This is a genomic window from Leptospira wolffii serovar Khorat str. Khorat-H2, from assembly GCF_000306115.2.
GTDB classification, from domain to species: domain Bacteria; phylum Spirochaetota; class Leptospiria; order Leptospirales; family Leptospiraceae; genus Leptospira_B; species Leptospira_B wolffii.
In genome coordinates, this window is sequence record NZ_AKWX02000007.1 from 215,394 (window position 1) to 241,779 (window position 26,386).

Consider the following 26,386-nt stretch of genomic DNA (forward strand, 5'->3'; position numbering starts at 1 on the left):
TTTGGAAAATCCTATTTTTTTTAGAAGGTCGGAGTTCCGGAATCGGAAACTGCGTCTCCTTTGGGTTGCTTGCAAAGTTGGAATTGATACAGGTATAGACTGGATCTTCTTTTGTTCTTATTCGGATTCAAGGATACCGCGAATTCCTCCAACGGAGAAGAACCGAAGCTAGTAACCAGGATCCAGGGAGGTTCCGGATCGATTCCTCCGAGTACATAATCCTTTCTTACGACCAACACCGCGGAGCAGGATTTATAAGGATCGAATTTATCGATCCTAGGTTGCTCGTTTTCGTCCAACGTATCCACGGATTCGAATCTCTCCAGAGGGGTCCTATATGCGTAAGACACCGGAAGATGTGTGATTGAGTCCTTGTAAACGTATAGTTCCTTGATTTCGGTATGGAAATTCAGATAGCGAACCAATTGGATGGAATTGTTTTGGATCGTGAAAAAACAGAGAAGGTCCAGTAATAGAAAATTCGTAAGTAGAAATAAGACTCTTCGAACGGAGATCTTTTTATATCTTCCGCCGTGCCAGTAGGCGCAAAGAGGCGCGAGTAAAACCAAGAGTAACGGAAGGACGGGGAGTAGAAATCTCTCTTCCTTATGGGGGATCGCCGAATGAACGATTAGAAATAGACCGGAGAAGAGTATCGTAGGAATTAAAGGAGAATAAACCGATCTCCAACCGAATCCTTCGTATTTTCCCAAAAAGAAAGGAAATAGGGAAGCGCCTAAAATCGCGGGTAGATATGCGAACCAAGGAGAGACCCCGTATTCCGCCGAATGATTTAGATTATACGAAATATAGGATCGAATCGAGGAATGAAAACTTCCCCTGAAGATCAGATCCGGTATTCCGGTAAGAACGAGTAATGCGAGAGAGAAGCCGGCAAATAGATAGATATCCTTCGGACTTCTATTCTTCCAAGAGCGATATGCTACTAAGGAAAATAGAGCAACGGCGCATACTCCCGCCTGGAATCGGAATAAGGAGGCGATTGCGAGTAGAGTGATCGATAATCCTAAATCCTTGTATTTTCCCTCCTTCCAATAAACGGAAGCGAAGAAGGTTCCTCCGAGTAGGAAGGGCGCCGACATGGATTCAATCAATGCCCTAGTGGATACGAAAGGCATCAGAAAATGTAAGGAAAGTAAAAAGGCCCCTGAAAGAGGAATCCATTGGGTATAATTTTCCTCTTCAGGATTCTCGGAAGGAGGATACAAGTATTTTAAGAATCTATAACCGATCCAGATCGTAATCGCGGATAATAATCCTAGACAGGCAAATACGAATTGGATCTGGTGAAGCGGATCGTCGAATCCTATAGTATAAGCGATTTTTGCGAACAGTCTAACGAGAGCATCGGGTAAGAGAGACCGAATTTCCGGGACAGCTTGTACGGAATCCACTAAGGATAAGGATTCGGATTGGGCGGGCACCGCGAAAAATAGAATATAATAATCGTCCAGCGCGAGATATCCGCTATTCAATACTGCGGTCGCTATTCTCACCGCGACTCCCAAAAATAGGATCGCTTGGAACCATTTGCGTTCCGTTCTTGCATTCAGCATGCTGTCGATCATCGCGGTTTTTAATTTCAAAAAGAAAGCAATACGATTACAGAACAATGAATGCCAGAAGATCTGGACGATTACTATCCGTAGATGTTTTCGTTCTGTAATACGGGTCGTGCGCTTTTTGCTTGCTCCTTTCATTTTCTAAAAAGCCATTGTCGGCATGCAAACGATAAGAATAGGAATCGTAATCTTAAGTTTTATTACATTCATTCATCCCGGATCTCTTCTCGCTCAATTCTATACGAGCAAGGGAATCCAGAATAACGCTGGAGAAAAGAACGCCGAGTGGAAGGTGCAGGAAGGATTCACCCTTATCGAAGACGCGGGAAACTTCACCACTCCGGTAAGCGTCGCATTGCTTAAGAATCCGGGAAAATCGACGGAGGACGTTCTATACGTCGTGAGCGAGTTGAGAGGAGGGATTCGAGCGAGGCTTAGAAACGGAAACGTAATACAGATCGGAGAGGACGAGGATATATCCAAGCCTAGAAAAGAACTTCCCGATTTTCAAGGAGAGATGGGGCAAACGGGAGCCTGCTTTACTCCTGACGATAAGACTCTTTATACTACCGCAGTTTACCAACAAGGTTGGGGGAGAAGTAATAAGATCACTAAGTGGCGCTCTGTAGGAACTCGTCCTTGGACTAAGATTGAAAAAGTCGAGGTCTTCGACGCTCCTTTCCGCGGAGATACTGCTGGCTTAGCGCATCAGATCGGCCACTGCTTCGTGGATTCCAATTATCATATTTGGGTCGGGACCGGAGACGGTCAATCTTGGACAAGTTCTCATAAGAAGGATAGCAGTAACGGAAAGCTACTTCGTTTAAAATCGGATTTCTCCCAGGTGGAATCCAACCCTTTCTTTACCGGAAAGAAATCCGACCCTCAAGGTTATATCTTCTCTATGGGATTGAGAAATCCTTTCGCGATCGCTAAGTCGGAAGGTGGAGAGGTTTACGTTGCGGATAATGGACCCGAAATAGATCGTTTGGTAAAGGCGACCAAGGGCACGGATTTTCCCTGGGATAATACGAATCCTAGCATGACGTATAATAATCTCATGACCTTTCCCAAATCGGTCGGACCGGCGGATATGATCTACGTTCCTAAAAATCATAAATTGGCCGCTCTGAGAGGGCACCTTGTGATCGCGGCTTCTCATATCACGTCGTTGCTCGCCGTTCCGGTGGACGATAAGAAAGGAGTCGTGGGAGAACCTTGGTGGGTCATTCTGCCTACGAAATACGAAGAGGAAAGAAGAGCCGATTTTACGGGACTCGCGTTGGGCGATGACTGCATTTATATCTCCCATATACGTATGAGAAAGGACGGAGGATTATTGCCCGCACCGGTGCTGAAGCTGGTTCCTGGAAGAATCGCCGCCGAAAAGATGAAGTATACGGGAGAACAACTCGTAGAAGTAAAAGGATGCCGTAGTTGCCATACTTTAGGAGGAGTGGGAAGTAATGTCGCACCGAATCTGGATTCGGTTCATTCCAGATTGAAGGAACAATTCGAAAAAGGAGAATTCCTAAAGCAGATCTCTGAAATGCAGTCCTACGCTCAAGAACCGGAGCATGAAAAATGGAACGCAGTCAGATCCAAACTCGCCGATCCCAACTTGGATCCGGATAAGAAGATCGAATTGTATATCTCCTCCAAATTACAGAATCCTAAATTTCTAAACCCCGTTAGCGGCATGCCGAATCTGAGTTTGAACCAGGAAGAGATAGAATCCTTAAAGGAATTTCTGATAGAGATCTCCGATGGGTCCGTTCGTTACCAAGGACTAGACAAATGGGAATACAGTATCGTAAAGCAATTCGAACAGAATCCTAGGATTTCCTTGGTGCTTTCCCTTCTCGTCGGGATTTTACTCGGAGTATACGGAAAGAGATTGGGCCCCCTGTTCGGATGGCTATTCGCTAAGATTTCTTCCCGATTCGGAAGATCCGGAAGCAAAGCTTCTTAAAAAGGATTCAGCGAAATCCCGGCTCGCGATTTCGGAGGCGGAATAGGTAAGATGGTGGGGATCCAAAAAGGATTGTTTCCTAGGAAAAAGGTCCCCTTTATCCACGAATTCGTATCCGTCTTCTCCGAGCGTTCGTAGGAAAGATAGATAACCTTTATACCATGGGCTTTTATCGTATTCTTTTTTCTCTTTCGGATTTTCGGGAGAATGGATTAAAATTACCCGGATATTTTTTTCCAGAAGATAACGGACCCCTTTTTTTAGATAATCCATCTGTGACCAACTTAAGAATTGCTTTCGTTCGGAGAGGATTTTCTTGCCGGTCCTTAGCTTCTTGAATCGGCTCAGAACGTCTTCGGTATCGTTATTCCTGTATATTCTGAAATTGTAATCCTTGTCGTAATCCGAATCGGACATGGATTCCACCCGGGAATCGTCGAAGCCTGAAATTCTAGAATAGGAAATGCCTTCCCTGAAATCCGCCCTACAGAAATTTTGCGAGAGTCGGATTCCGTATTCTTCTTTCGATCCGAAGATTCTATCGTCGACTTCTTTGGAAGAAGCGGTTTTATCGGCCTCGAAGCGAAGAGTCGTTTTAGTAGGAGAATCGGAAAAAGGAATCTCCAGATAATACCAACCCTTCTTCTCGTATTTTTTCTCGAACACGATTTCTTCCTTGGGCATAAGCCTGGAAATTCTAAGAGTCGTTCCCGGCTTTTGGATAAATACGCTGTCCTTCCAGACTTGTTTTCCGATCTCGCAATCGATCTCGAAATTCTTTTTGGTCCATCCTCTTAAATAGATCCCCTCCTTGGGTCGTATTCCAGTATAATAATGGTAGGATCTTCCCCAGCGGAAGCGGTGCATATACCAAGCCACTATCGGATCGTAAAAGAAACTCCTATAACGCACCGCATAGGAGAGAAATTTCGAAGCGAATACTTCCGCTTCTGATTTTCCGATATAAAGTATCTCCTTCCATCTTTCCAAAAAGAAACGATCGGGGTATAGAAGTCGATTTTGGTGTCTCGTATGGACCGAATCGGCGAAAAAATCTTTTTCGTCGTATTGGGCACCGTTAGGATTTTGTTTCAGATATTCCAATTGGAAATCCGCAGGATTTATAATATAAACGATCGCTTTAGGTTTCTTGGAGGCGATATCCTCCTTATAATAATAGAAATCCGAAGGGGTAAGAGACGGATGTGCGTAGAATTCGGCTCGAATCTTCTTATCGACAGAAAGACTCTCATTCACTCTCTCTTCGAATTTTTCAGGAAGCACGGAATAAAGAGCGACGCTGCTTCCCAATAGAAGCACTCCGTTTTCCCGATCTGAGAAACGGATTTCGGATCTCTTTCTTAGAAAATTATACCAGGGAGAAGTATCCCATTCCAATTCGTTGGGTATTCTAAATAGAATCTCGGGAAAAAGGAAGCGGTCCAGAAATAGGAATATGGATAAAGAGAAGAATACTGTGAGTATGATTTTTACCCGGATTCGCATGCGATCTTATAAGAGACGGAAGCTTCCGGCGCCTAGGATCGGACCGAAGTCGGATCTGTCGAATCATCCTTACGGTAATTATATGAATTCTATCGATTCGGATTTGGTAGAATCGTAATATAGAATCACGAGATCGTAATCATCCGAAAGAATCCGGACTAAGAAATTTATACCCGGTAGAATTCCAGGTTTTCCCGCAACGGTTCGGGTAGACTTCCTAAGGCGTTGATATATTTCTTATAACGGTTTTCTAATTCGGTGAATTTACGGGTACGAATATTGATGAAACGGTTATTGATTTCCGCGAATGCGGGCATCTTGGCCACTTTTTCCCGAATCTGACGGGAGAAGGGGATATGTCTGTAGAATATGCTTCGGACCACCCGGTTCAATCTTTGGACTCCTTCCGCTTCATACTTGATCCACATCTGGTAGTCGTTCGCGAAAATATCCCTCTCGTTTCGGAAGCGTTTGAATTCCGCTGCGAGCTTCTCCTTGATTTCGATGGAGAGATCCTTATTCTTCTTATAGAATTGAACATAGTCCATATAATCCGCGGTGATGGACGGGTTACCCACGTTATTCCATTCCGGACCCAGAATACTCTTGCATAATTCCCAACGGAACGCGGCGAACGCGTCGATGAGCAAGGACTTCAGGTCTCCTTGCACGAAGATAGGAAGCACGATTCTGCCTCGGCTTTCCTTGGAACCGGAACCTCGATGTATGGAGAGTTCCTGCCACATCATGATCTTACTTCCTATCGAGGGCACTATGACGAAATCCGGGATCACCGCTTTCTGGATGAATTCCTTATTGATTCCCATCTCCGGATTATTATAGATCACCTCCCGATTGAACACGGAGAAATCCGCGCCGAGAACCGCGTGTATCGCATCCGTGAGCATCTTTTTGGAAACGTAGGCTTTTCCGAGAGGAATTTGAGAATGGTACTTGGTAAGAATAGGCAGATAGGTAGCCAAGGAACCCGTGGTGAGTCGAACGTTCGCTTCGTACATGGCTCCGAATTCGAATTTCAATCTGGCTTCCGGATTGTCTATATCGGGAGGTAGATCGGACTCTTTCTTATAAACCGCGTTGCGGTTGTCCATCTTGACCTTATCGAAAAAGTTTTGTCCAAGCTCGTCCAAGGAGGTCGGAGTCTCTCTGCGATAGATTTTTTCCAACCATTCGGTTCCGTAATGGATCGGAATATCCGAAACGCTGGTGATTGCATCCTTATAAGTGGACATGAATACCAATTGGGAATCGTCGAGCATTGTCTCGTCGAAATGACCGTATTTCAGCATCAGTTCCACGGGCTTAGGCACGTTCTTGTTGCTGTTAATGTATTTCTGGAAGCAGGCAGCGTAAATATCAAAGTAGGTTTTTGTAATGGACCTACGAAGTTTTCTGGTATCGTTATCGGAATCCAAAGGATTCTTGAGGGATTTCAGTTTTACCATCATCGCGGAGAATTCCTTGATGGCGTCTCCTCCTAGTCCGGAGAATTGAATGATGGTCGAGGCTGAATTGGCTAATTCCTTACGGATAGCGGTTGCGTCCGCCGAGGAATCCACTGAGATTCCTCCGTTATTGGAGGCGGCAGCCGGAGCGCTGGATTCGAATTTTTTAGCGAGTCCCGCCGTTTTTTCTAAGAAGGCCTTGGTGTTCGGGGAAGGATTCGGCAGCGCGGATCCGAATAAGGATTGGTGACCGGCGAGTGCTCTTTCGATTTTTTGGGCGACGATCTGGAGGATGGGAACTACGAATTCGGGAGGAGCGGTAGCGTATCCATTAGCCGTCATATCAAGAATCAGGTAATATTTTTCAGTGAGACTTTCCGGTCCGCCTACGAGCAAACGAAACGCCTCATCCACTTCTTCTAGTAATCCCTGGGAGGTTCCGGTAAGATCGCTTTGCACTTTCCCTAATTTTTCGCAGGCATAGGAAACCATACTCGGATCGGATGCGAACAGTTGAGCGAGCAAATTCGGATCGGCGAGAATAATCTTACGAACGAAATTGAATTCTCCGTCTTGGAATTCGATTTCTTCCGGATAGTATTTTCCCAACTGTTGGGAATGATCTTCGTCCACATAAATGGAAGTCGGTCTTTCCGGAAGGATTCCTCCGTTGTCGAAGAAATGTTTCAGATTCTCCCTAGAAAGTCGCAGAACCGGGTCCACGATTTCGGCGCTAGGTTCCGCGATCGGTTGACCGGGTTTGATATCCGGAAACACGCTCGGATTGAATTGGTAATATAACAGGGAGAGGTTATCGTTCGTCCTTGCCATGTCGGAAGCGATCTTTCTGAGCTGGTTCGTTTTTTTGAATAACTCCGTGATTTCCCGAACTAAGGAACGCCCCACCATGATTCCCAGGGAACTCCTTGCGGCAAGAGAGCGACCTACGGTAGCCTGCGACATGACATAAGTGGAAAGAACGCAGTCCTGTTCCGCAAGTATCGTATAAGGATAGCGCCCGGTCGTGAAGAGTGCGGTGGCTCCCGGAGTGAGATTGGCTCCGGAAAGTTTGAATAACTCCAGTTTTCTACCGCCCGGAGCCTCGCCGATATATTTCAACGCTCCGCTATGCAAAACATTTAGAGAGTTGGCCGGAGAACCTTCGGAAAATAGGACGCTGCCTGCTTTGACGGAGACTTTTTGATTGGGTACGCTTGTATCTAATGCCATACGATCGCTATCTGGGGCAAATTAAGAAGAAAACTATCCTTCGTCGATAAGGGAAACTCTTTTTCTAAGCTTTCCGCCAAAAACGGACTTCGGAAATCTTTGCGAAAAACTATGGCGGCTTCCTCTTTTGTGTCTTGCTTGACTCGCGGAAGATCCGCGAGAAAACTCCAAAATCAAAATGAAGAAAACGGACTCTCTCTTCGGGGGCGCATCCATAGGAATGCTTACCAACCAAAGCGCCTACGGTTGGAACCACGACTACCATTTCCGAAGCATCCAGAAAAAATACGGACTAAAGAAACTCTTTCTTCCGGAGCATGGGCTCTTCGCGGAGTTGCAAGACCAAATTTCCGGGTCCGGACTTTTGTACGATTTGGGAGAAACGGAAATATTGAATCTCTACGGAGATACCGAGTCCAGCCTCGTTCCCAACGAATCCGCTCTATCCGGGTTGGACGTTCTATTCATCGATATCAGAGACGTAGGGGCCCGTTATTATACCTTTCTGACTAGTGCGCTTTACGCGATGCAGGCGGCCGATGCGATCTCCCGTTCCGGCAAAGGAAAAATCAAGATCGTCGTGGCGGATTCTCCGAACCCGGCCGGAAAAAAAATGGAAGGAACTCCTCTGGAGACCGAATACGCCTCGTTTGTAGGAGTGCAAGGGACCTTGCACAGACACGGCCTTTCCACAGGAGCTCTGTTGGAATATTATAAGGATCGCTTTTCCTTGGATTTGGAATTGAAGCGGTGGAAGATTTATCCGAAAAAATTCGATCCATTCCTTTGGGTTCCTCCTTCTCCGAATATTCCGGCCTTGACCACTTGTTTCGTTTATTCCGGACTCTGTCTTCTGGAAGGAACGAACCTATCCGAAGGAAGAGGCACCACTCGTCCCTTCGAAACTTTCGGCGCTCCTTATATAAACGATCTGGATCGGAACTTGTTGGATAAGTTGGAGGAGAAGCAGAAAGGAAACTTCAGATTACGTCCTCTGAAATACATGCCCACCTTCCATAAGCACGCGGGAAAAATATGCGGCGGATACCAAATCCTATTGGATCGACCTAAAAAATTCCATAGTCTTTTATTCGGTCTGCATTTCCTAAGAACGATCCGGGAAACGTATCCCGAGGATTTCGAGTTCCTACAAGGACCTTACGAATTCCGGTCCGATCTGCCTGCGATCCAACTTTTGGTAGGAGATAAGTTCCTACTGGAATATTTGGACGGAAAAAGAAGTTATTCCGAAATCCGGGATTATACGGAAGAGGCGGAGAGAAAGTGGGAGAAGGACACTTCTTCCTATAGATAGACTCGGCGCTTAAGGAAGAATAGGAACCTTCCGATCGAAACCGGTTTCTTTTAACCGATGGGAAGATTCTCGAATTCTTTCTTTAGTTTTTGCAGATCTCCCAATAAATCCGTAGGGCTAGGTTTTACATTCTTAGCCAATTGTAGAGCGTTTCCGATCAGATCCAGGATCAGTTTTCTTTCGGTAACTGCGCGCACCTTGGGCATATCTCTCCAATCCTTTTTAAAGAGACTAGCCTTATCGTCCACTATGGCTACGATTCGATTCAGAGCCTGGATTTCTTCGTTCATTTCATTTCCCTCAGAAGTTTTGTATCTCCAAAGAAATCGATTTGCGATCCTTAGAGACCTGCATTTCCATTCTTCTCTGCTTTTCCTTTTGAAAGGCTTTCGTAATATTATTCCACATGGATTTCTGAGCGACCTTGCATTCGGGAGGAAGGGCGGCTTGTTTGGACTCGTCGGGAGAATAACGAAAATACTCCGTGCTTCCCGGTTCGATCCTTCTCTCCGAAAAATGTAGGACCTCCGACAAACAATTCAGTCCGTCTCCGGCGGAGATCCTAAGGCTCAGGGATTCTTCCTTGGAAGGAAATTCGCGAGAAACCTTACCTTGGTTTTTTGCGAATAGAAAGAATACGGGTAAATCCTTACCCGCCTCTCGGCTGGAAGTAACCCTAAGTTGGAGTTCTTCCCAAGGAACTTCCTTGGATTCGGTTTGTCCCGTGAAGGCGAGGGGGTTTAGTAGTCTTGCGACCACCGCGAAAATGAAAAGTAGAAGGATCACATCGAAGAACAGAATCAGTTTGGATCGATTCTTGCTTTTACCGGCTTCCCTGGATTTTTTCAGGAATTCCTGGAACTCTTCGGGAGAGCGAGAATGATAACCTTTGCTCATCGATACTACCTAATTGGTTACGGGGATTTTTCGGAGAAAATCGATCCGCTATGGCTAAGAATAGAACGAAGCAGTACAGAAAGCAAGCATTCCGATGTGGTATTTTCCATCTTCCTTAGAGTAAAAAGAATATTTCCTTTTATTTATTTTCCATCCGTGTAGGATGTTCCCGAATTCGCATTAGGCATAAAACGCTAAGCTTAGGAAAATAGAGGGGGGAAAGTATGGAAACAGTTCCGGGTAAGGACGCGACCATTCTATTCGAGGGAAAGAAGTGCATTCATTCTCGCCATTGCGTCCTGGATCGGCCCGACGTATTCGTTCCGAATGTGGAAGGAGAATGGATTTATCCGGATAAAGCTAGCGTGGAGGAAATACGGGCTCTGGCTCAGAATTGTCCTTCCGGCGCCATCCAATTCAAACCGGTGGATCCTAGTTACGCCGAGATCGCACCTTTCGTAAACGTGGTTCGTATCCGAGAAAACGGACCCCTCGCGTTTCATGCAGATATGGAATTAGTAGGAAGTCCTTCCGGATTTCGATTCACACTTTGTAGATGCGGCGCTTCCAATAATAAACCCTTTTGCGATGCAAGCCATGTGGGGATAGGATTTAAGGCCACCGGAGAGCCGGAGTCTCTGGATGCGAAACCGTTGGAGAATCGGAACGGAAAATTAAGGATCAAGCCCGCTCTAAACGGTCCATTGCATGTAACGGGCAATCTGGAAATCTGTGCAGGAACGGGGAGGGTTACGAATCGTACCACGGACACTTATTTGTGTCGTTGCGGCGGATCCTCCAATAAACCCTATTGCGACGGAACCCATAAAACGAACGGATTCAAATCCTAGGTTCGGAAAGAATATTAGAATTTTAAAAATTAGCTTTTCGAAAAAAAATTATCGGTCGCCTACTGATTTGCGGAATCGGATATAGAACGGATCGAAACCCATCTTTTTCCAAAATTCGACCGCGCCTTCGTTCCGGGTTACTGCTCTGAGTTCCACCGCCTGGATTCCGTTTTCCTTGGCCCAACGAAAGGTCTCCTCGACGAGAGGCCTCATGAAACCGGACTTCCTTTTTCCTTGCTTGGTGACTGCGAGGTCTATGAAAAGATTCTTCTCCTCTTCTAGATAGGGTTTCTCTTCCACTCTTGCGATTAGAATGGAAACGAGTTCCTCCTCCAGAAAGCCTCCGATAAAAACGATTTTTTCCGTGCCCCTTAGCTTTAAATAGATATCCACCATCTTAGTGGCGGCTCTAGGGCGGACTCTAAAAATTCCGTCCAAAGGAAGTTGATTCAGCATCCTAAAGAATTGGTTCACAATTTCTATGGTTTCTTCCCTATGTTCGGGAAGAATGGGACGTACCGTAAACGAGGGATTTTGCATCGTTAGAATGATTTTTTGGAATACGTTCTTTGGGGAGCCTTTTTCTTTTGCCGTTTTTGTTTACGAAAGAAAAACAAAAAAAATTGCAAATCGACATCGTCTATGTGTTATAAGAAGGCGAAGGTATAAATGCTTTTTAGGTTTCCGATCCTGATTCTCCTGACTTTTTGTATAGCCTGCGATACAAATAAAAGTTCAGAGTTACCGCCCGCAGTATACCAATATATCGCCATCGATTATCTGATATCCCAGGATCCGGACAGGTCCTCGGTCTATTTCTCTTCGGTGCGGGATGTGGGCGTGGAAGTCGCTTATGAAACGGGAGCGGAACCCTATACTGGAGTATTCGCTTATCCGGGCTCCTATTCTGTTTGGAGCGTCACTTATAAGAATCTTGCCGATATTTTCGCGGATAGATCGTATAACGTGGGAGTTACGGTTCCTACGGATCTAAGCGATATGACCGAATTTCCCGACCAACTAAAGACGAGTTGGACGATCCCTCAGCTCTTGGCTTTGGAGTCCTCGTATAGAAGGAAATCTTCCAGCTTTTCCACCGCTAATTTTTTTATCGCATTCGTTCAGGGACATCTGGACGGATCTCCCGGAGTGATAGGAGTGACTATTTCGGGAACCCCGGGTTTGAGAGCACCTGCGATTTTCCTTTTTAAGGAAGTCATTCAAAACTATAACGATTCACTTTCTCCCGATAAGGTAAAAAAGGCGGAGCAGATGACCGTAACGCACGAGCTATCTCACGCTTTAGGTTTAGTCAATTCCGGAATCCCCATGTATACGGCTCACCAGGATACCGCTCACGGAAATCATTGTACGAATTCTCTCTGCGGAATGTATTGGGGCCTGTCGGATACCGCAGTAAATCTGATGAATCCTTCCAATCCTCTGATCTTGGGGCAGGAATGCAGGGACGACGTCCGGCATTATAAACCTTGATTAAAGGATTCTTTCCGCGAAATACGCCTTCAGATTCTGAACGGGAACCCTTTCTTGATTCATACTGTCCCTTTCCCGAACCGTAACGGTTTGGTCCTTTAAGGAATCGTAATCTACCGTGATGCAATAAGGGGTTCCGATCTCGTCCTGTCTTCTGTAACGCTTTCCTATGGCGGCCCCCTCGTCGTATTCTATATTTCCTAGTTTGGAAAGATCCGCGAATATGGATTTGGCGAGCTCTGGGAGTCCGTCTTTTTTCATAAGAGGGAAGATCGCGATTTTTACGGGAGCGACTTGGGGAGCGAAACGTAGTACTGTCCTAATCTCTCCGTCGGGAAGTTTTTCCTCAGCATACGCGTCCGTTATGGTCGCCAAGAAGAGTCGGTTGAGGCCGAGCGCTGGTTCCACGACGTAAGGAATGTATTTTTTTCCTGCGACCTGGTCGTTATACTTCAGGTCTTCTCCGGAGAATTTTTCATGTTGGGAAAGATCGTAATCCGTGCGGGAAGCGATACCCCAGAGCTCTCCCCAACCGAATCCGTATTTGTATTCGATATCGGAAGTCGCTTCGCTATAAAAGGAGAGCTCCTCTTTTTCATGCTCCCGGATCTTTAGGTTTTCTTTTTTGATTCCCACTTGTTCCACTAGGAACTTCACGCAATAATCCACCCAATGGGAGAACCATTCCTTTTGGGTCCCCGGTTCGCAGAAGAATTCCATCTCCATTTGTTCGAACTCTCTGGTGCGGAAGACGAACTGTCTCGCCATGATTTCGTTTCGGAAGGACTTTCCTATCTGGGCGATACCGAAGGGGACTTTGTTACGGGTGGTGGAGACCACATTCTTAAAATTGATGAATATACCTTGGGCGGTTTCAGGACGAAGATAAATGTCCTGTGCATCCTCCGCGGAGGCTCCGTGAGAAGTCTTGAACATCAGGTTGAAGTCGCGGGCTTCGGTAAAGTTACCTTTGTTTCCGCAGGTAGGGCAGGGAAAATTTCCGGCCTTGATTACCTCGTTCATTTTTTCCAGAGTGAGTCCGGTGGCGGCGCCTTCTCCCTTCTGGTCCTCTAAGAATTTGTCGGCGCGTATCCTTGCCTTACAATTTTTACAATCGATGAGAGGGTCGTTGAAGTTGGAAACGTGACCCGAGGCTTCCCAAACTTTGGGATTGAGAAGAATGGAGGAGTCCAGACCGACCACATCTTCCCTGAGATGGACGAAATGTTTCCACCAGAGTCGTTTTAGGTTATGGAGAAGTTCGGCTCCGTAAGGGCCGTAATCGAAAGTGTTGGAAAGTCCTCCGTAAATTTCGGAACCGGGATAAACGAATCCTCTTCTTTTACAAACGGATACGATGTCCTTCAGGGAGGAATCTAAGGTTTCTTTTTTCTCCATAGTCCATAGATTATCGAATAGGATTCGCGATAAAGTATTAAATTCCCGAAGTTATCGCCAATTCTTGTTTGCGTTCGGAACGCAATGAGGTCCAATGGACAAGGGTGCTTGAGACAAAAGATGGATGAATCCCAAAAACGAAAAATCGTAGCCTGGGGGGTCAATTTTCTCTCCTGGATCTCTCCCTTCGTAGGTTTCGGTATATTCTTTCCGATCGGAGTACTCTTCGCCTTTCCTAAGGACAGGGAAATCCGCCGTAACGCCTTCTCCTCGATCGTATTACAAATCGCGATCTCATCGGTTCTCATTCCGTTGGAGGTCCTACAGATTTACTCCTCGAACTTCGAGCAAATCTTAAGCCTACTGATCCTCGTAATTCCGGAAGAGTCCAAAGCATACGGATCCTTGGTTCTAGTTCTTCTTTTTTTCATCGGACTATTTATTCTCACCGGACAATATAGATTCGTTCGTTCCCGTCTGAAGACCGGAGAACCGAATCCACCCATTTTGAATCCGATTTTTATCCTACTCGCTTTGGCCTGCGTCCTAGTATTCACCTCCTTATTATCGTATAACGTGAAACTCCGGGCAAAGATGGCTCCTTTTCTTGCGTTCTCCGACAGTCTTTGGATTTTCTTTCCATGGTTGATCGCCGTGGCGGGAATGATGTCCGCAAGACGGCCGGTGTTTTTATTCCGAAGACCCTGGGCCTGGTTTGTAAAGCAGGTCCGAGTTTCCAGAGCCTCCGAGACGGGGGATAGTTTAGACGCGGCAAAGAAAAGAAGATACGCCAAGATCCGGGACTTTCTTCTCCCGGGTTGGGGACATGTTTATTGCGGAAATTTGTGGAGAGGATTTCCGATTCTATTCGTTTATCTTTTATTTTGGCTATTCTTCGCGACCTTCTTCTTTTCTTGGCTGGAGCCGGCATTCGGAATCCGATTCCTAGCCGCTCTGGGTTTAAAACCCGGGATACCCGATAAGAAATTCTTCGAGACCGCCGCTTCCTTTATTCCTTGGGCCATCGCCTTGGCATTCATTATCGCTACGATCGGATTTTCCGGATGGCTTTTAAGAAGGTCTTTCCTCACTCAACTTCCTTCTCGCGGTTTGCGTCCGGGGTTCGCGAACAACTTGGCATTCAGCGTTCTCGTCCATCTCATTATTCTCGCACTCATATTGATCATTCCCACTATGATGGTGAGGCAAAAGGATTCTTCCAAACAGGATAGGCCGGATAGTCATTACAATCCGGATAGCCATGCGGAGTTTTATTTTATCGACCCGAATATTCCGGACGAGGTCTCCGGACTGAACGGAAGCGTGATCACCGGCACGGAGACTCCTACCACCCGACAAGGGGAGAAGGTGCCGAACGAAAAACCCGCCGACGAAGGAAGAGTCAAGGGAGAAGTGAAGCGCATCAAAGGGAAGAAGCTTCCTCCTACGTATTCCAATTATATTTCCGCGAAAATGAGGACCTACGAATCCTTTATGGATTATTGGAAAAGCGCACCTCCGAATTATTCCTGTGTAGTCGCTTATACGATCACACCCGAAGGCGAGGTGGTGGATGTGGAGCTCGTGCAGCATTCCGAATATCCGGACCAGGATAGAAGGACATTGGAGTTGATAGAGAATCTTTCTCCAATGATGCCGCCTCCAGGCACGAAAGGATATATCCGAGTGACGGAACTTTTTTGGAACGGGGCCATCAATCCGGACGCTATGCCTACCGACTTGCAAAGAGACCTGGTGATGATGTTCGACGGTCGTTATATGGAGGAGCTATGAGCGTAGAACTACTTGCCATAATCAGTATTCTCCCCTGGGCCTTTTATTTGATCGTTACTCATCCTAAAAAGGATTTTCCTAGATTGATTTTGGTCGTTCTGGTCGCCTTAGGTTTGGGTTGGGCCTCTACGGAACTCGTCCTCAAATTGAATTCCATTCTATGGCCGACAGAAGTTGCCGAAACTTCCAAGAAAGCCGTTAAGTCTCTACTTTCCCAAACCGCTTTTCTCGCCTTCGTTCAGGCTGGAATGATGGAAGAAGCATGCAAATCGATTCTGATTCTGGGATTTTCCCTGATTGCCGCCTTCGACAGGGAGACTTCCCGGTTTCGCCCGGAAGCGTTTCTCGTCGGAGGATTTGTGGCCTTGGGTTTTGCGGGAGTGGAAAATTACCAATACATCGGCAGAGCCACCGATAACGAAAGAATCACAACGTTTATTAGTAGGACGTTGATGTCGTCTAACGCTCATTTGCTGATCAATCTTTGTTTTTCCATGTTTTTGATTAAGAGTAACGGAAAACCTCTAGGAGAAAGGGTCTGGTATCTTACCAAAGCGTTTTTCCTCGCGGTTTCACAACACGGCTTATTCGATTTTTTCGTGTTTCCCAGCGGCCGATTCGGATTATGGATCGCAGCGGCCTTATTCGTAGGGATCTGGGTTTGGATCGTCAAGGATAGAAGAATGTACATCGAGAATAACGAACCAATGGACGTGGAACTCCTCGGCGCAGAAGAGTCCTACAGGTCCGAATTACCCGGGACGGCCCGGTGAAATATAAGGAAGTAAGGGTTTCCATTCCCAAAGATTTTGCCGAAGAATTTTCCGCCTATTTGGACGAATGGCAAGTTGCCGGATATTATGAAATCCTGTTCGATCGGGAAGAGGCGCGTAAACCGGGAGAGGAGATCATATCCGATCACACTCCGATTCGAGTTTATCTCGCGGAGGACGATCACAATTCAGAGGCAAAGATCTGGGTTTATCTCCAGGCAGTAGCCGCCGGAAATTCCTTTGCAGAATCCCGTTGGATAGAAACCAAAGAATACGAAGAAGCTTATAAAGAATTTTATAAACCGTTTTCCGTCGGAGTCTTTTGGGTGGTTCCCACCTGGGAAAAAGAGGATTGGGAGAAAAAATCCCCTTCTCCTACGGAGACTTCCGTTCCGGTCTATATCAATCCGGGATTAGCCTTCGGAACCGGACACCACGAGACTACAAGACTCGTTCTTTCCCGATTAGGAGATCTGGATTTAAAAGGAAAACGGATCGTGGACGTCGGAACAGGTTCCGGAATTCTTTCCGTTGCCGCTTCCAAGCTCGGCACTTCCGGTATACTCGCGGTGGATATAGACCCGAATGCCGTGCGTTCCTCGGTATTCAATCGGGATGAGAACGGAATTCCGGAAAGTATCCTGTTCGTGGACGAGGGCGGTTTCGATTATCCTGCGGTTCAGGAAGAGAATTTCGATCTGTGCATTGCGAATATCACTTTCGCGGTATTAAAGGCGAATATAGAGAAGATTGCTTCCATTCGCACAAAGCATTATTTGTTCAGCGGGGTCATCACCGAAAGGAAGGAGGAATTCCTGGAACTTCTGGCCACTCATGTGGGAGGATCCTTGGTGTACGAAGCGTCTTGGAACGGATGGGAACTCCTGGAATGGGTACGCCCCGAATAAAATAAGAATCTAATATTCGAAAATTGGAGATAGAATGAAACATTACGACGTATTCGGCGTTGGAAACGCGCTAGTGGACATACTCGCACTGACCGAAGAATCCATCTTGAAAAAACTGGGTTGGTCCAAAGGAGTGATGACTCTGGTGGATGCGGAGACCCAAGGAAAGGTCCTCACCGAACTGGAAGGGATCAAAAAAGAACTTCGTTCCGGCGGAAGCGCGGCGAACACGATGATTTCGATTGCGAATTCCGGAGGAACCGGTTGCTATACCGGAAAGGTCTCCGAAGACGCGTACGGAGAATTCTATAAACAGGATATGGAGAAGGCGGGGATCGTCTTCGAAGTAAAGCCTTCTAACGAAGGTCATACGGGCACTTGCGTGATTCTGACGACTCCGGACGCGGAAAGAACCATGCTTACCCATTTGGGAATCTCAAGCACTCTCACTAAAAACGATTTGGATTTGGATAGACTCAAAGTTTCCGGGTATTCCTATCTGGAAGGTTATCTTTGGGACGGTCCTTCCACCAAAGAGGCATGTCTTGTCACAATGGAGGAATCCAAGAAAGCGGGAGTCAAAGTTTCCATGACTTATAGTGATCCTTTCTGCGTGAATCGTTCTCGGGAGGATTTCATCCGACTGACCAAGGATTATTGCGATTTAGTTTTTTGTAATGCGGAAGAAGCGAAGGCCTTGGCCGAGACGGAATCCAAAGAGGAAGCGCTTAAGTTCATCGCGGGACTTTGTGATACGGTCATGATGACGGATAGCGCGAACGGAGCCTTCGTTTCCGAAAAGGGAAATATCCGTCATGTAAGCGGCTTTCCGGTAAATAAGCTTCTGGATACGACCGGAGCGGGGGATTCCTTTGCGGCAGGGGTTTTATACGGACTCACTCATGGATATTCTTCCGAGAATTCCGCGAAATGGGGAAATTACGTGGCTTCCCGTATCGTTCAGGAAATCGGACCGAGACTTTCTGTCCGACTCATGGGCCGTCAAGAAGAGATATTAGGAAAACTTTAAAGATATCGCGCCGTCGTCGTTCATCCGGCGGCGCCAAGGCTCAAGGGCAGGAATAAGTAAGAGGAATCGTGTTCATGTTCCCGTTTTCCGGAACGGAGAAGGTGAGGGGGGTTCCTACGATCGTATCCGGAAATCCGTCCACATAGGAAGTATCCGATAAACAGTAGAGTTTGTGGATTCCAGGATTGATATATTTGATTTTCACTGTTCCGCTTCTCGCGGGAGAGGCAGCTAAGGGAAGTTTTTCCAGAATATCCGTTTCATTTTCCCTATAGATTGCGAAGTAATGCGTTAAGTTTCCGGATCCGCCGGTAATCGAGAGAGAGGATGCCGAATTGGGATAAATGGTCCTGGAACGGGAAAGTAAGCCCCCTCCCATATCGGATTGTCCCGCGTGGTTGACATTCCAGTCGCTTACCGAAATCAGAGAGGCCGCCGTACTTCCGTCTGCGGCAGTGATAGAATGGACCATTAAGTTTTCTTTAAGATTCATTCTTACCTCGAAGATATAAGGCTCGTATCCCGGTTTGAATTCCATATCTCCTTCTCCCTCCTGAACGGAATAGAGAAGAGGAAAGATCAGGGGATAAGTGGACTTGTCCGTAGTTCCCGGCTTATAGGCCATCCTCGGAACTATATTGAATCCGTACACTCCGTAGTTGTCGAAGAAAGTCACCTTGGTCAGGTCCACTCCCGGAGAATTTCCCCATCCGGTAACCAAGGAACGGATATAGGTTCCGGTATAATAGTATTGGCTGGGCAATCCGTTGGAAGTTCCGGCAGTAGGATCGTTGGAAGGAAATTCCGCCCCATCCCCGTTGAGGAATTGCACCATTTTGAATTCACCGTTTTGTTGGCGGCAAGTATTGGAATTCACCGTATACGGTTGCGTACAATAGACTTCCCGGTTCGGAGCGATATTGTCCCAGAATTCCTTAGCGGCCTTAGCGGTACGGATCTGGGAAAGACCTCCGAGTCCGTCCTGGTATTTGGAGGAGATTCTAACTTCTCCTATGTCTATGTAGATCGGAAGAGCGGACGCTTTAGGGAGACTCGTTAGGTTGAAAGTAGGATCCCCGGTTGGATCCTTGTAAAAGTCTCCCGTTCCGTTATTATACTCCGAAAAATCCAGAGGATTATCCGTAGCGTAAGTCCCTTTCATGAGTAGAAGCATACGGTTATTGAATAACGTACTTACTACGGGATCATCCGTTGCATTTCCCCACCAATGACCTACCTTGCATCCTTCGGAGGAAAGGACTAAAGCGAGAAGTAGCGCGAATCTGCCGAAATTTTTCTGACTCATAGGAACAAACTCACCATCAAACCGAAATGGAAGAATTCCGTATCCACTTTATTATAGTAGTACGGGTTACTCAATCTGGGATCCACGCTAGGACCCAAGTAAGGATATTTGGTCTCTGCGGGTGCTTCCAAATCGGATTCGTAGATCTTATTGTAGTCCAAACGGATTCCAATCCGAATTTTCTTTCCTGCGATGAAACTCGCCTCGAGTCCGGCAAATAAAGACTTATCCCAGCGTGCGGTATTCGCGGGTCTTGCGACCACATAGGTTTCTCCCCCTCCCGCCTTTACGATGAATGTAATGGGAATCTCCAGGGGAAGTTTATAACATAAGGCTCCGTAGACCGGAATCGTGGTGAGAGCCCTTTCCGATCGGGAGAGATAATTGGAGTAAGATCCTCCGAATTCCAAATAGAAAATCCAAGGCCAGGGGATCCTATAAAAAAGACCTCCTCCCAGAGTCGTATCCAAATATTTTTGTGCATCCGAGCCGGGCATAGGATTCGAGGCGCCGATCCAAAACCCGATTTCCGGTTTGCGGTTATCGTAAAAGCTAGGGAGTTCCTCCTCCTCTTCTTCTTCTCCGTCCGCATTCTTATTGTCTTTCTTTTCCGTTCTGGTCAGACCGGAAGAAGGAAGATTTCCCGCCTGGGCCAAGAGTTCTCCGTTACGAAAACTATTTCCCATTTTAGGAAAAGGACTGGGGCCTTGGATTTGGTTCGCTCCTAGATATTTCAGAGCCTTGGAGTCCAATTGCTCCGGGACAGCGAATAGGGACGCCCAAGGGAGAAAGGTGATCGCGAGAAAGAAAATCCGTTTCATCTCGGGACTCCTTGGAATTCGTCCCTTTCCCGGTACATTTTGTCGATTTCGGGGAATTTTTCGTAATACGCTCTTAAAAAGTACAATCCGTAGGGAGGAAGCGTGGTGCCCGCGATCGTTCTGTCTTTGGAGGAAAGTACTTTCAATATATTCGTCTCTTTGCGCTTCTGTATCGCAATTTCGAAAAGCGTTCCGGTCAATATCCGGATCATATTATGCAGGAATCCGTTCGCCTTGATCTTCAAGCGGAAAAGCCCCGGTTCCTCTACGCTTTCTTCCAGGCTTGCATCGTAAATGACCCGAGTCGTAGTCCTTCGGTTCCTCATCGAAGTGGCTTTGGCCAGGCTTCGAAAATCGTGCTCACCTTTTAATAGTTCCAGTTCTTCTCTTAAGCGGGAAACGTCAATCCGATGTTGGGACCAGAAGGCTCTGTTTTTCCAAACGGGACGCGGAAATCTGGCGTTTAAGAGCAGATATTCATATTCTCTCGCAGTGCAGGAGAATTGGGAATTGAACTCTAAGGGAACTTCCGTGATTCCTTGGATGGACAGACCCCGGTCGGTGAGTGCATTCATGCCTAAAAGGAACTTGGAAAGATTTTGTATGGGAGTTTCGGTTTTGAAATTTACCACCATTCCTTTCGCATGTACACCCGTGTCCGTTCTGCCGGCACCCCAAATGCGTACGGATTTCTTTAATAGAATAGCGAGAGCCTTCTCCACTTCTTCCTGAACCGTGGGAGATTGTCTTTGGCTTTGGTATCCGAAGAATGCGCCCCCGTCGAATTCCAATAATAATGCGTAGTTTCTAGGATATTCTGTCGTCATCGTATTCTAAAAATCTAATCCTAGAGTCCGAAGGCGGTTCGGAGAGAAGGGAACGCGGTAAGGGAAGAAGGAGCCGAAATGCAACGGGCCTATTTTTCTCCGCCCATCTCTTCGATGATTTTATTGTACTCGTCGTAGAGTTCCTTGGCCATGTCTATGATCACGGAAGGTTTGGATTTGGAGGCCTTTCCGGAACCGTAGAGTCTGGAAAGAGTTCTCTTAGCACGGATGAGAAGGTTCAATTTGGAAGCCGCGTCGGAGGCGAGTTCTTCCTTGAATTTCATGGTAAGATAGGCGGAAAGATAAATGACTCCGTCGAAACCCCAGTTCTTGTCCGTATCCGGACCTAAAAGATAGGAAGCCGCGTCTACGGGTTCGGAACCGGATTGCATGATCTCCATGGTGTCCGTGTACCAACCTGCCGATTTTTGGTAGAGAAGGTCTCGGATCTTGTCGTAGCCCATCCCTGGAAATTCGGCATTCACATCGTCGAAATACCAGGCGCCGCGTACCGCGCAGACCGCTTTTTTAGGAGTAGGAGCTACCGTAACCTTTCTGGCTTGGTAGCATTCGATGGCTAGTAGATAAGATGCTGCTCCCAGGATCAGATTTCTATCCTGGTAAAAATCGGTAGGTCCCATGATGGACTCTATGTTTTTACGTCTGCTCTCCGCGGATTCTCTCAATTTTGCGAGTTCATCCGCATCTAAAGTAGACCAATCTTTAGAAAATGAAGTATAAAGACAACGGGGACAAACGCTCAGAACATAATCGTTGGGGGAAACTCTACCGAATTTTTTGTTTTTTTCGTATAAGCGACGTAATTCCTGGGTGAGTTTGCCTGCAATTAGCCTTCCTCCGCCTTGGAACATACTTTCCCTTTGGTGGACTTCGCTGCAAATCGGGCAAACGGTGTCCTCCTTATTCCGGAAGGAGATTTTCTTGCCTTGTGCGAGTGCGGTTGCTGTCATAAGAAGAATTTCGGGAAAAATCGTCCCGAAAGCGTCAATTCTCACCGTATTCTAACCGATAGACTAAGAAGAAAAGCACGATTTTCGGGTTGAACCCGGTCTCCCAAGGGGAGATGGTAAGGAAAAGGTCCGCCAATGAAAAAATTGATCGTTTTCATGATCGCGATGTTAGTCGCCCCAGCTCTATTACACGGCGAAGCCGTTTCTATGAAATCGTACAAGAAGAGAATAGAGCTCTTAACTTATCTGCGAGCGATAGAACCTATCGTTAAGAATTATCCTGGAGAAGCCAAGCAGGCGGCAGGAGGGCAGAATCAACAAAACCAAGCCCAAGCGGAAGGAGATCGGCTCGTAAAATATAAGGAGCTGAAGCGACTTTACCAAGAAGGGCTCCTGTATTTCTTCGAGGGCAACCATGTGAATTCCTACCGACGCTTCTTGGAAGCTCAGTTAGGAATGGAACTGCTTCTGGAAGAACTTTCCCAAGCGTATGTGGAGAGAACCGAAGAGATCCTTAAGACGGCCATCGAGAAAAAGAATCCGAATAATCCTACCGATAGGGCTCTCGTAGACATCTCCGTGGAATACGGTAAGAACAGTTATATCCGTGCGGACATCAAAGAAAATAGGGAAGCGCCTTTTACTCGCAGAATGTATAATCCGAGAGAATTCCACTATGTGGTGAACAAATACACCATCGAGAAGAATATGGAACTCGGTTACCAATTCCTGGGCGAAGCTAAGGACGCTAGAAACAACGCGCTCAAGATAGAAAAACATTTGGAGAAACACCAGAAATTACAACCGGAGCATAGAAAGCACCGTATCGAAATGTATCTGGGAGCGATCGGACTCTGCCGCGACGCGAGAGCCAACGCCATGAATATCTTCAAACTCAAATATCCTTATGACAATTACTATCTGCAAAGATCGGATGCCAAGACCGAAGAGCTCAAAAACGAGTTAGGAGACACTACTCCTGCGGAAGTGGTCTCCGTAGAAGGCGTAACTTACGATTTCTCCACCAACCCTCTTGTGAGAACCGACGCTCGCATGAGCCCGGTGTTCGATAAGAGAATTCCGGACGATTATCGTAGAGACGCAGTGGATATACTCGGAAGGGTCTATGACGAAGAAGTGGATAATAAACTCTATCTGCGCTGGGATGCGGAAACCCGTAAGAAACTACTGGGAGACAAAAAGCCGCCGGGAAGTAAGAAATCCCAAGCGCCTGCAAAATAAATAAGTAGGTTGCGAAGAAAGCCGGTCCTTACGACCGGCTTTTTTATTTCTTAGGCTTCGAGCGAACGATGTATGTTATGGGAAGGTTTGGAAATTTCTTAACTCGGATGTCGAATGTTCGCGTTCTAATTTTACGATTCCGTCTTGGAATTCATTCTTCGTAACACCGTCTCTTTAGAAATTGCTTTCCCAAACTGCAGGAGTACCGAAGGATAGCCTTGCATGAGTCCTTTTAAGTTTTTGGAAAGCCGTCTCGGCAGATTCTCCAAAGCATACCGCAAGCTTGTCTTAAAAACCTATTTGGTAACGCTCTGGCTGGTTCTTACCAGCGCCTTTCCCGCTATGATAGTCGGGATCTTTTACGCAATCATCGGAAATCGTTCCAAGCAATACTCCGCCTTACTAAAAGGTTCGCGTATCTGGGGGAGAAAAGTGATTTCCATGACCCGGACGGAATTGGTTCTAAAAAACGAGATCCAAGTTCCTGAGACAGGTCATATGATCTTTTTAAACCATGTGAACGAGATCGACTTCCCTTACGATTGTTTGGTCGTGAGCAGACCCTATTTGGCGAACCAGGTAATTAAGAAAACCTTAGTCGCTTACTGGTGGATGAAGGCCATGGGATCCCAGGTGTTTGATACAAGTAAGGCCACTACGATCGCAGTATCCGTGCGTAACGTATTGAAGGGTCTCTCTACCACGTCTTATATCGTTTATCCGGAAGGTCATAATTCCTACTCCGAGATTATTCAGCCTATGCAAAAGGGGATGATCAAGCTCGCTTATGAGAACAAGATCCCTGTGGTAGTGATTCTAAAATCCGGTATCACACGATATCAGACGGAACCTATGTACACGAAAGTAGGATACAAGATGATCGGCAGATACGAACCTTGGTCCTACGAATCTTGGGAGAGTTTCCGCGATTTCCTTTACGAGACCATGAGTCGGGAAAAGATTCTACTCGACGAGGAGATCGGAACCGTAAGAGAACCCCAAGTAGCCGGCAAAAAGTGATTCATACTCTTCTAATCGCCAACAGGGGAGAAATCTCTCTTCGAATCCAAAGAACCTGCAAAAGACTCGGGATCAAAACCGTTGCCGTATATTCCGATGCGGATAAGGACTCGCCATTCGTAAAATCGGCGGATTCTTCCTACTACATAGGAGAGTCCGAACCTTCCCGTTCTTATCTTTCCATTCCTAAAATTCTGGAAGCCGTAAAAGCTACCGGGGCAGATGCGGTGCATCCCGGATACGGATTCTTATCCGAAAAAACGGAATTCGCCCAAGCCCTGCAAAAGGAAGGGATTCTATTTTTAGGACCCAAACCGGAAACCGTGGACCTGATGGGAGACAAGATACGTTCTCGTATCGCTATGGAGAAGGCAGGCGTTCCCGTAGTTCCGGGATATGACGGAGATACCCAGGACAAGAACGTACTTCTTTCCGAAGCCAAACGAATCGGATTTCCAGTGATGGTCAAGGCCAGCGCCGGAGGAGGCGGAAAGGGAATGAAGCGGGTCTTCTCCGAAGAGGAGTTCCTGCCCGCTTTAGAATCCGCTCAAAGGGAAGCGGGAAATGCTTTCGGAGATTCCAGAGTCTTCTTGGAAAAGTATATTATAAATCCTAGACATATAGAGGTTCAGGTATTCGGAGATTCCAAGGGGAATACGATCCATCTATTCGAAAGAGAATGTTCCATCCAAAGAAGACACCAGAAAGTGGTGGAGGAATCTCCCGCTCCTAATCTTTCTCCGGATATTAAAAAAAGAATCTGCGAGGTGGCGGTAAAGGCGGCCTCTTCCATCGGTTATTTAGGGGCCGGCACCGTGGAATTCATTTTGGGAGAGGACGGTTCCTTCTATTTTCTGGAAATGAATACCCGCTTGCAAGTAGAGCATCCTGTCACCGAATCGGTGACCGGATACGATTTGGTGGAATGGCAGATACGTATCGCGGAGAATAAGACTCTTACCGAATTGACCGGAGGAAAATCTCCGGAGCAAAAGGGTCATTCCATAGAAGTTAGGCTCTATGCGGAGGATCCTGAAAACGAATTCTTACCTTCTATCGGAAAGATTGAACTCGCCAGATTTCCGGAGGACGTTGGTATACGTGTGGATTCCGGAGTCGTTTCGGGTTCCGAGGTCTCCCTGTATTACGACCCCATGCTTGCCAAATTGATAGGGATCGGTAAGGACAGGACCGAGGCTCTCAAGAATCTGGTATCCGCGTTGGAAGAGACCGTGATTTTCGGTCCGATCACCAACTTGAATTATCTGAAAGGAATATTAGAACATCCTGAATTTATAAAGGGTAAAACGGATACCCATTTCTTGGAACGCCATAAGATAGAATGGGAAGCTCCGGGAGAGGAAAAGGAGGCTTTAGCTAAGGCCGCTTCCTTTCTGGCGTCGCGACAGGTGAAGGCCGCTTCCGTTTGGGACGTTTTAGGCGCCGAATCTCTATGGGGGAATCCATGAGCCGTTTCTACAGACTTCGCTTGAAGGAAAAAGAATACGCAGTGGAGCTGGGAGATATTTCTTCCAGAATATTCGATCCTGAAAACGGATGGGAGTCTATACTGACTCATTATAGCTGGACCAAAGAGAAGGAAGGTCATTATTCTCTGCCGGACGGATCTCTCGCCTTGGTGAAAAGCGGCAAACTATACATCCATACCCGAGGCAAGACTTTCCAATTCGTATTGAAAGGAAAGGATTCGGTCAGCGGAGAAGCCGCTCAGTTCGAAATCAAAAGCCCCATGCCGGGTAAGATCATCAAGATGGAAGTGAAGAAGGGCGACAAGGTCCGTAAGGGACAAACTCTTGCGGTGGTGGAAGCCATGAAGATGGAGCATGCCTTGAAGTCCGGATTGGATGCGGAAGTGGAGGAAATTCTATCTTCTCCGGGAGAGATAGTTTCCCAGGATCAAATGCTTCTGAAACTCCGTTGATTTTTTACTGTATCCATTCCGAACAACGTTTCGATTTCAA

At 46.7% G+C, this 26,386-nt stretch carries 23 protein-coding genes; 12 read left to right on the forward strand and 11 right to left on the reverse strand.

Annotation, left to right across the window (positions count from 1 at the left end):
* Positions 1-20: 20 nt before the first annotated feature.
* Positions 21-1,607 carry a glycosyltransferase family protein gene (locus tag LEP1GSC061_RS05265; RefSeq protein WP_198014241.1) on the reverse strand — a complete coding sequence of 529 codons (1,587 nt, stop codon included), beginning with the start codon at positions 1,605-1,607 and terminating at the stop codon, positions 21-23.
* Positions 1,608-1,743: 136 nt separating this feature from the next.
* Here LEP1GSC061_RS05265 and LEP1GSC061_RS05270 point away from each other — a divergent pair, with 136 nt between their 5' ends.
* Positions 1,744-3,555 carry a PQQ-dependent sugar dehydrogenase gene (locus LEP1GSC061_RS05270; protein WP_016544858.1) on the forward strand — a complete coding sequence of 604 codons (1,812 nt, stop codon included), beginning with the start codon at positions 1,744-1,746 and terminating at the stop codon, positions 3,553-3,555.
* Here the strand turns inward: LEP1GSC061_RS05270 and LEP1GSC061_RS05275 are convergent.
* Together LEP1GSC061_RS05275 and LEP1GSC061_RS05280 are read right to left on the reverse strand one after the other, a co-directional pair.
* Positions 3,502-5,061 (reverse strand): hypothetical protein, encoded by a 1,560-nt coding sequence (locus LEP1GSC061_RS05275; RefSeq protein WP_040508078.1) that lies wholly within the window; start codon positions 5,059-5,061, stop codon positions 3,502-3,504. The genes LEP1GSC061_RS05270 and LEP1GSC061_RS05275 overlap by 54 nt on opposite strands.
* Positions 5,062-5,228: 167 nt before the next feature.
* Positions 5,229-7,757, reverse strand: a complete 2,529-nt coding sequence (locus LEP1GSC061_RS05280) for a cyclic nucleotide-binding domain-containing protein (protein ID WP_016544704.1) — start codon at positions 7,755-7,757, stop codon at positions 5,229-5,231.
* 178 nt (positions 7,758-7,935) lie between these two features.
* Here LEP1GSC061_RS05280 and LEP1GSC061_RS05285 point away from each other — a divergent pair, with 178 nt between their 5' ends.
* On the forward strand, positions 7,936-9,072 hold the full coding sequence (locus LEP1GSC061_RS05285; protein WP_016544874.1) for a DUF1343 domain-containing protein: 1,137 nt from the start codon (positions 7,936-7,938) through the stop codon (positions 9,070-9,072).
* Positions 9,073-9,122: 50 nt separating this feature from the next.
* Here the strand turns inward: LEP1GSC061_RS05285 and LEP1GSC061_RS05290 are convergent, their stop codons facing one another.
* On the reverse strand, positions 9,123-9,362 hold the full coding sequence (locus LEP1GSC061_RS05290; RefSeq protein ID WP_016544753.1) for a hypothetical protein: 240 nt from the start codon (positions 9,360-9,362) through the stop codon (positions 9,123-9,125).
* A 10-nt stretch (positions 9,363-9,372) separates the two neighbouring features.
* Positions 9,373-9,969 (reverse strand): hypothetical protein, encoded by a 597-nt coding sequence (locus tag LEP1GSC061_RS05295; protein ID WP_016545077.1) that lies wholly within the window; start codon positions 9,967-9,969, stop codon positions 9,373-9,375.
* Positions 9,970-10,193: 224 nt separating this feature from the next.
* Between LEP1GSC061_RS05295 and LEP1GSC061_RS05305 the strand changes: the two genes are divergently transcribed.
* A complete protein-coding gene (locus LEP1GSC061_RS05305; protein WP_016544980.1) occupies positions 10,194-10,820 on the forward strand; it encodes a CDGSH iron-sulfur domain-containing protein in 627 nt (208 codons plus the stop codon).
* A gap of 48 nt (positions 10,821-10,868) precedes the next feature.
* Here the strand turns inward: LEP1GSC061_RS05305 and LEP1GSC061_RS05310 are convergent, their stop codons facing one another.
* A complete protein-coding gene (locus tag LEP1GSC061_RS05310; protein WP_016544359.1) occupies positions 10,869-11,360 on the reverse strand; it encodes a GNAT family N-acetyltransferase in 492 nt (163 codons plus the stop codon).
* Between the two features lie 129 nt (positions 11,361-11,489).
* Here LEP1GSC061_RS05310 and LEP1GSC061_RS05315 point away from each other — a divergent pair, with 129 nt between their 5' ends.
* On the forward strand, positions 11,490-12,314 hold the full coding sequence (locus LEP1GSC061_RS05315) for a hypothetical protein (RefSeq protein ID WP_016544604.1): 825 nt from the start codon (positions 11,490-11,492) through the stop codon (positions 12,312-12,314).
* Here LEP1GSC061_RS05315 and LEP1GSC061_RS05320 read toward each other — a convergent pair whose 3' ends face one another.
* A complete protein-coding gene (locus LEP1GSC061_RS05320; protein ID WP_016544850.1) occupies positions 12,315-13,712 on the reverse strand; it encodes a glycine--tRNA ligase in 1,398 nt (465 codons plus the stop codon).
* A 120-nt stretch (positions 13,713-13,832) separates the two neighbouring features.
* Here LEP1GSC061_RS05320 and LEP1GSC061_RS05325 point away from each other — a divergent pair, with 120 nt between their 5' ends.
* The 4 genes from LEP1GSC061_RS05325 to LEP1GSC061_RS05340 are packed head-to-tail and all read left to right on the forward strand — an operon-like array spanning position 13,833 to position 18,217.
* Positions 13,833-15,506: an energy transducer TonB family protein gene (locus LEP1GSC061_RS05325; protein WP_040508192.1), complete on the forward strand. Its 1,674-nt coding sequence runs from the start codon at positions 13,833-13,835 to the stop codon at positions 15,504-15,506.
* Entirely contained in the window at positions 15,503-16,279 is a 777-nt protein-coding gene (locus LEP1GSC061_RS05330) for a PrsW family glutamic-type intramembrane protease (RefSeq protein WP_016544293.1), read from the forward strand. The genes LEP1GSC061_RS05325 and LEP1GSC061_RS05330 overlap by 4 nt, the downstream gene beginning before the upstream one ends.
* Positions 16,276-17,187, forward strand: a complete 912-nt coding sequence (locus LEP1GSC061_RS05335; protein WP_016544437.1) for a 50S ribosomal protein L11 methyltransferase — start codon at positions 16,276-16,278, stop codon at positions 17,185-17,187. The genes LEP1GSC061_RS05330 and LEP1GSC061_RS05335 overlap by 4 nt, the downstream gene beginning before the upstream one ends.
* Before the next feature lie 34 nt (positions 17,188-17,221).
* Positions 17,222-18,217 carry an adenosine kinase gene (locus LEP1GSC061_RS05340; protein WP_016544786.1) on the forward strand — a complete coding sequence of 332 codons (996 nt, stop codon included), beginning with the start codon at positions 17,222-17,224 and terminating at the stop codon, positions 18,215-18,217.
* Positions 18,218-18,257: 40 nt separating this feature from the next.
* Here LEP1GSC061_RS05340 and LEP1GSC061_RS05345 read toward each other — a convergent pair whose 3' ends face one another.
* The 4 genes from LEP1GSC061_RS05345 to LEP1GSC061_RS05360 form a co-directional block, all read right to left on the reverse strand.
* Positions 18,258-19,523: an LIC11270 family surface protein gene (locus tag LEP1GSC061_RS05345; RefSeq protein WP_016544950.1), complete on the reverse strand. Its 1,266-nt coding sequence runs from the start codon at positions 19,521-19,523 to the stop codon at positions 18,258-18,260.
* Complete coding sequence (locus tag LEP1GSC061_RS05350; protein ID WP_016545061.1) at positions 19,520-20,344, reverse strand: hypothetical protein; 825 nt, start codon at positions 20,342-20,344, stop codon at positions 19,520-19,522. The genes LEP1GSC061_RS05345 and LEP1GSC061_RS05350 overlap by 4 nt, the downstream gene beginning before the upstream one ends.
* Complete coding sequence (truA, locus tag LEP1GSC061_RS05355) at positions 20,341-21,171, reverse strand: tRNA pseudouridine(38-40) synthase TruA (RefSeq protein ID WP_016544196.1); 831 nt, start codon at positions 21,169-21,171, stop codon at positions 20,341-20,343. The genes LEP1GSC061_RS05350 and truA overlap by 4 nt, the downstream gene beginning before the upstream one ends.
* A gap of 89 nt (positions 21,172-21,260) precedes the next feature.
* Positions 21,261-22,142: a DUF2225 domain-containing protein gene (locus LEP1GSC061_RS05360; protein ID WP_040508080.1), complete on the reverse strand. Its 882-nt coding sequence runs from the start codon at positions 22,140-22,142 to the stop codon at positions 21,261-21,263.
* Between the two features lie 135 nt (positions 22,143-22,277).
* On the opposite strand from LEP1GSC061_RS05360, the gene LEP1GSC061_RS05365 reads away from it, so the two are divergent.
* From LEP1GSC061_RS05365 to LEP1GSC061_RS05380, 4 genes are all read left to right on the forward strand, one after another.
* On the forward strand, positions 22,278-23,384 hold the full coding sequence (locus LEP1GSC061_RS05365) for an LIC11274 family protein (protein ID WP_016544397.1): 1,107 nt from the start codon (positions 22,278-22,280) through the stop codon (positions 23,382-23,384).
* A gap of 222 nt (positions 23,385-23,606) precedes the next feature.
* A complete protein-coding gene (locus LEP1GSC061_RS05370; protein ID WP_016544517.1) occupies positions 23,607-24,404 on the forward strand; it encodes a lysophospholipid acyltransferase family protein in 798 nt (265 codons plus the stop codon).
* Positions 24,401-25,873: an acetyl-CoA carboxylase biotin carboxylase subunit gene (locus LEP1GSC061_RS05375; RefSeq protein WP_016544627.1), complete on the forward strand. Its 1,473-nt coding sequence runs from the start codon at positions 24,401-24,403 to the stop codon at positions 25,871-25,873. Before LEP1GSC061_RS05370 ends, LEP1GSC061_RS05375 begins: the two co-directional genes overlap by 4 nt.
* Complete coding sequence (locus LEP1GSC061_RS05380) at positions 25,870-26,346, forward strand: acyl-CoA carboxylase biotin carboxyl carrier protein subunit (protein ID WP_040508194.1); 477 nt, start codon at positions 25,870-25,872, stop codon at positions 26,344-26,346. Before LEP1GSC061_RS05375 ends, LEP1GSC061_RS05380 begins: the two co-directional genes overlap by 4 nt.
* Positions 26,347-26,386 lie beyond the last annotated feature (40 nt).

Excerpts from the sequence above, each read along its gene's own strand:
- LEP1GSC061_RS05270 (WP_016544858.1), top strand. The coding sequence starts at position 1,744 with ATGCAAACGATAAGAATAGGAATCGTAATCTTAAGTTTTATTACATTC.
- LEP1GSC061_RS05275 (WP_040508078.1), bottom strand. The coding sequence starts at position 5,061 with ATGCGAATCCGGGTAAAAATCATACTCACAGTATTCTTCTCTTTATCC.
- LEP1GSC061_RS05345 (WP_016544950.1), bottom strand. The coding sequence starts at position 19,523 with ATGAGTCAGAAAAATTTCGGCAGATTCGCGCTACTTCTCGCTTTAGTC.
- LEP1GSC061_RS05320 (WP_016544850.1), bottom strand. The coding sequence starts at position 13,712 with ATGGAGAAAAAAGAAACCTTAGATTCCTCCCTGAAGGACATCGTATCC.
- LEP1GSC061_RS05280 (WP_016544704.1), bottom strand. The coding sequence starts at position 7,757 with ATGGCATTAGATACAAGCGTACCCAATCAAAAAGTCTCCGTCAAAGCA.
- LEP1GSC061_RS05315 (WP_016544604.1), top strand. The coding sequence starts at position 11,490 with ATGCTTTTTAGGTTTCCGATCCTGATTCTCCTGACTTTTTGTATAGCC.
- LEP1GSC061_RS05330 (WP_016544293.1), top strand. The coding sequence starts at position 15,503 with ATGAGCGTAGAACTACTTGCCATAATCAGTATTCTCCCCTGGGCCTTT.
- LEP1GSC061_RS05325 (WP_040508192.1), top strand. The coding sequence starts at position 13,833 with ATGGATGAATCCCAAAAACGAAAAATCGTAGCCTGGGGGGTCAATTTT.
- LEP1GSC061_RS05340 (WP_016544786.1), top strand. The coding sequence starts at position 17,222 with ATGAAACATTACGACGTATTCGGCGTTGGAAACGCGCTAGTGGACATA.
- LEP1GSC061_RS05285 (WP_016544874.1), top strand. The coding sequence starts at position 7,936 with ATGAAGAAAACGGACTCTCTCTTCGGGGGCGCATCCATAGGAATGCTT.
- LEP1GSC061_RS05295 (WP_016545077.1), bottom strand. The coding sequence starts at position 9,969 with ATGAGCAAAGGTTATCATTCTCGCTCTCCCGAAGAGTTCCAGGAATTC.
- LEP1GSC061_RS05365 (WP_016544397.1), top strand. The coding sequence starts at position 22,278 with ATGAAAAAATTGATCGTTTTCATGATCGCGATGTTAGTCGCCCCAGCT.
- LEP1GSC061_RS05305 (WP_016544980.1), top strand. The coding sequence starts at position 10,194 with ATGGAAACAGTTCCGGGTAAGGACGCGACCATTCTATTCGAGGGAAAG.
- LEP1GSC061_RS05380 (WP_040508194.1), top strand. The coding sequence starts at position 25,870 with ATGAGCCGTTTCTACAGACTTCGCTTGAAGGAAAAAGAATACGCAGTG.
- LEP1GSC061_RS05290 (WP_016544753.1), bottom strand. The coding sequence starts at position 9,362 with ATGAACGAAGAAATCCAGGCTCTGAATCGAATCGTAGCCATAGTGGAC.
- LEP1GSC061_RS05370 (WP_016544517.1), top strand. The coding sequence starts at position 23,607 with ATGAGTCCTTTTAAGTTTTTGGAAAGCCGTCTCGGCAGATTCTCCAAA.
- LEP1GSC061_RS05350 (WP_016545061.1), bottom strand. The coding sequence starts at position 20,344 with ATGAAACGGATTTTCTTTCTCGCGATCACCTTTCTCCCTTGGGCGTCC.
- truA (WP_016544196.1), bottom strand. The coding sequence starts at position 21,171 with ATGACGACAGAATATCCTAGAAACTACGCATTATTATTGGAATTCGAC.
- LEP1GSC061_RS05360 (WP_040508080.1), bottom strand. The coding sequence starts at position 22,142 with ATGACAGCAACCGCACTCGCACAAGGCAAGAAAATCTCCTTCCGGAAT.
- LEP1GSC061_RS05310 (WP_016544359.1), bottom strand. The coding sequence starts at position 11,360 with ATGCAAAATCCCTCGTTTACGGTACGTCCCATTCTTCCCGAACATAGG.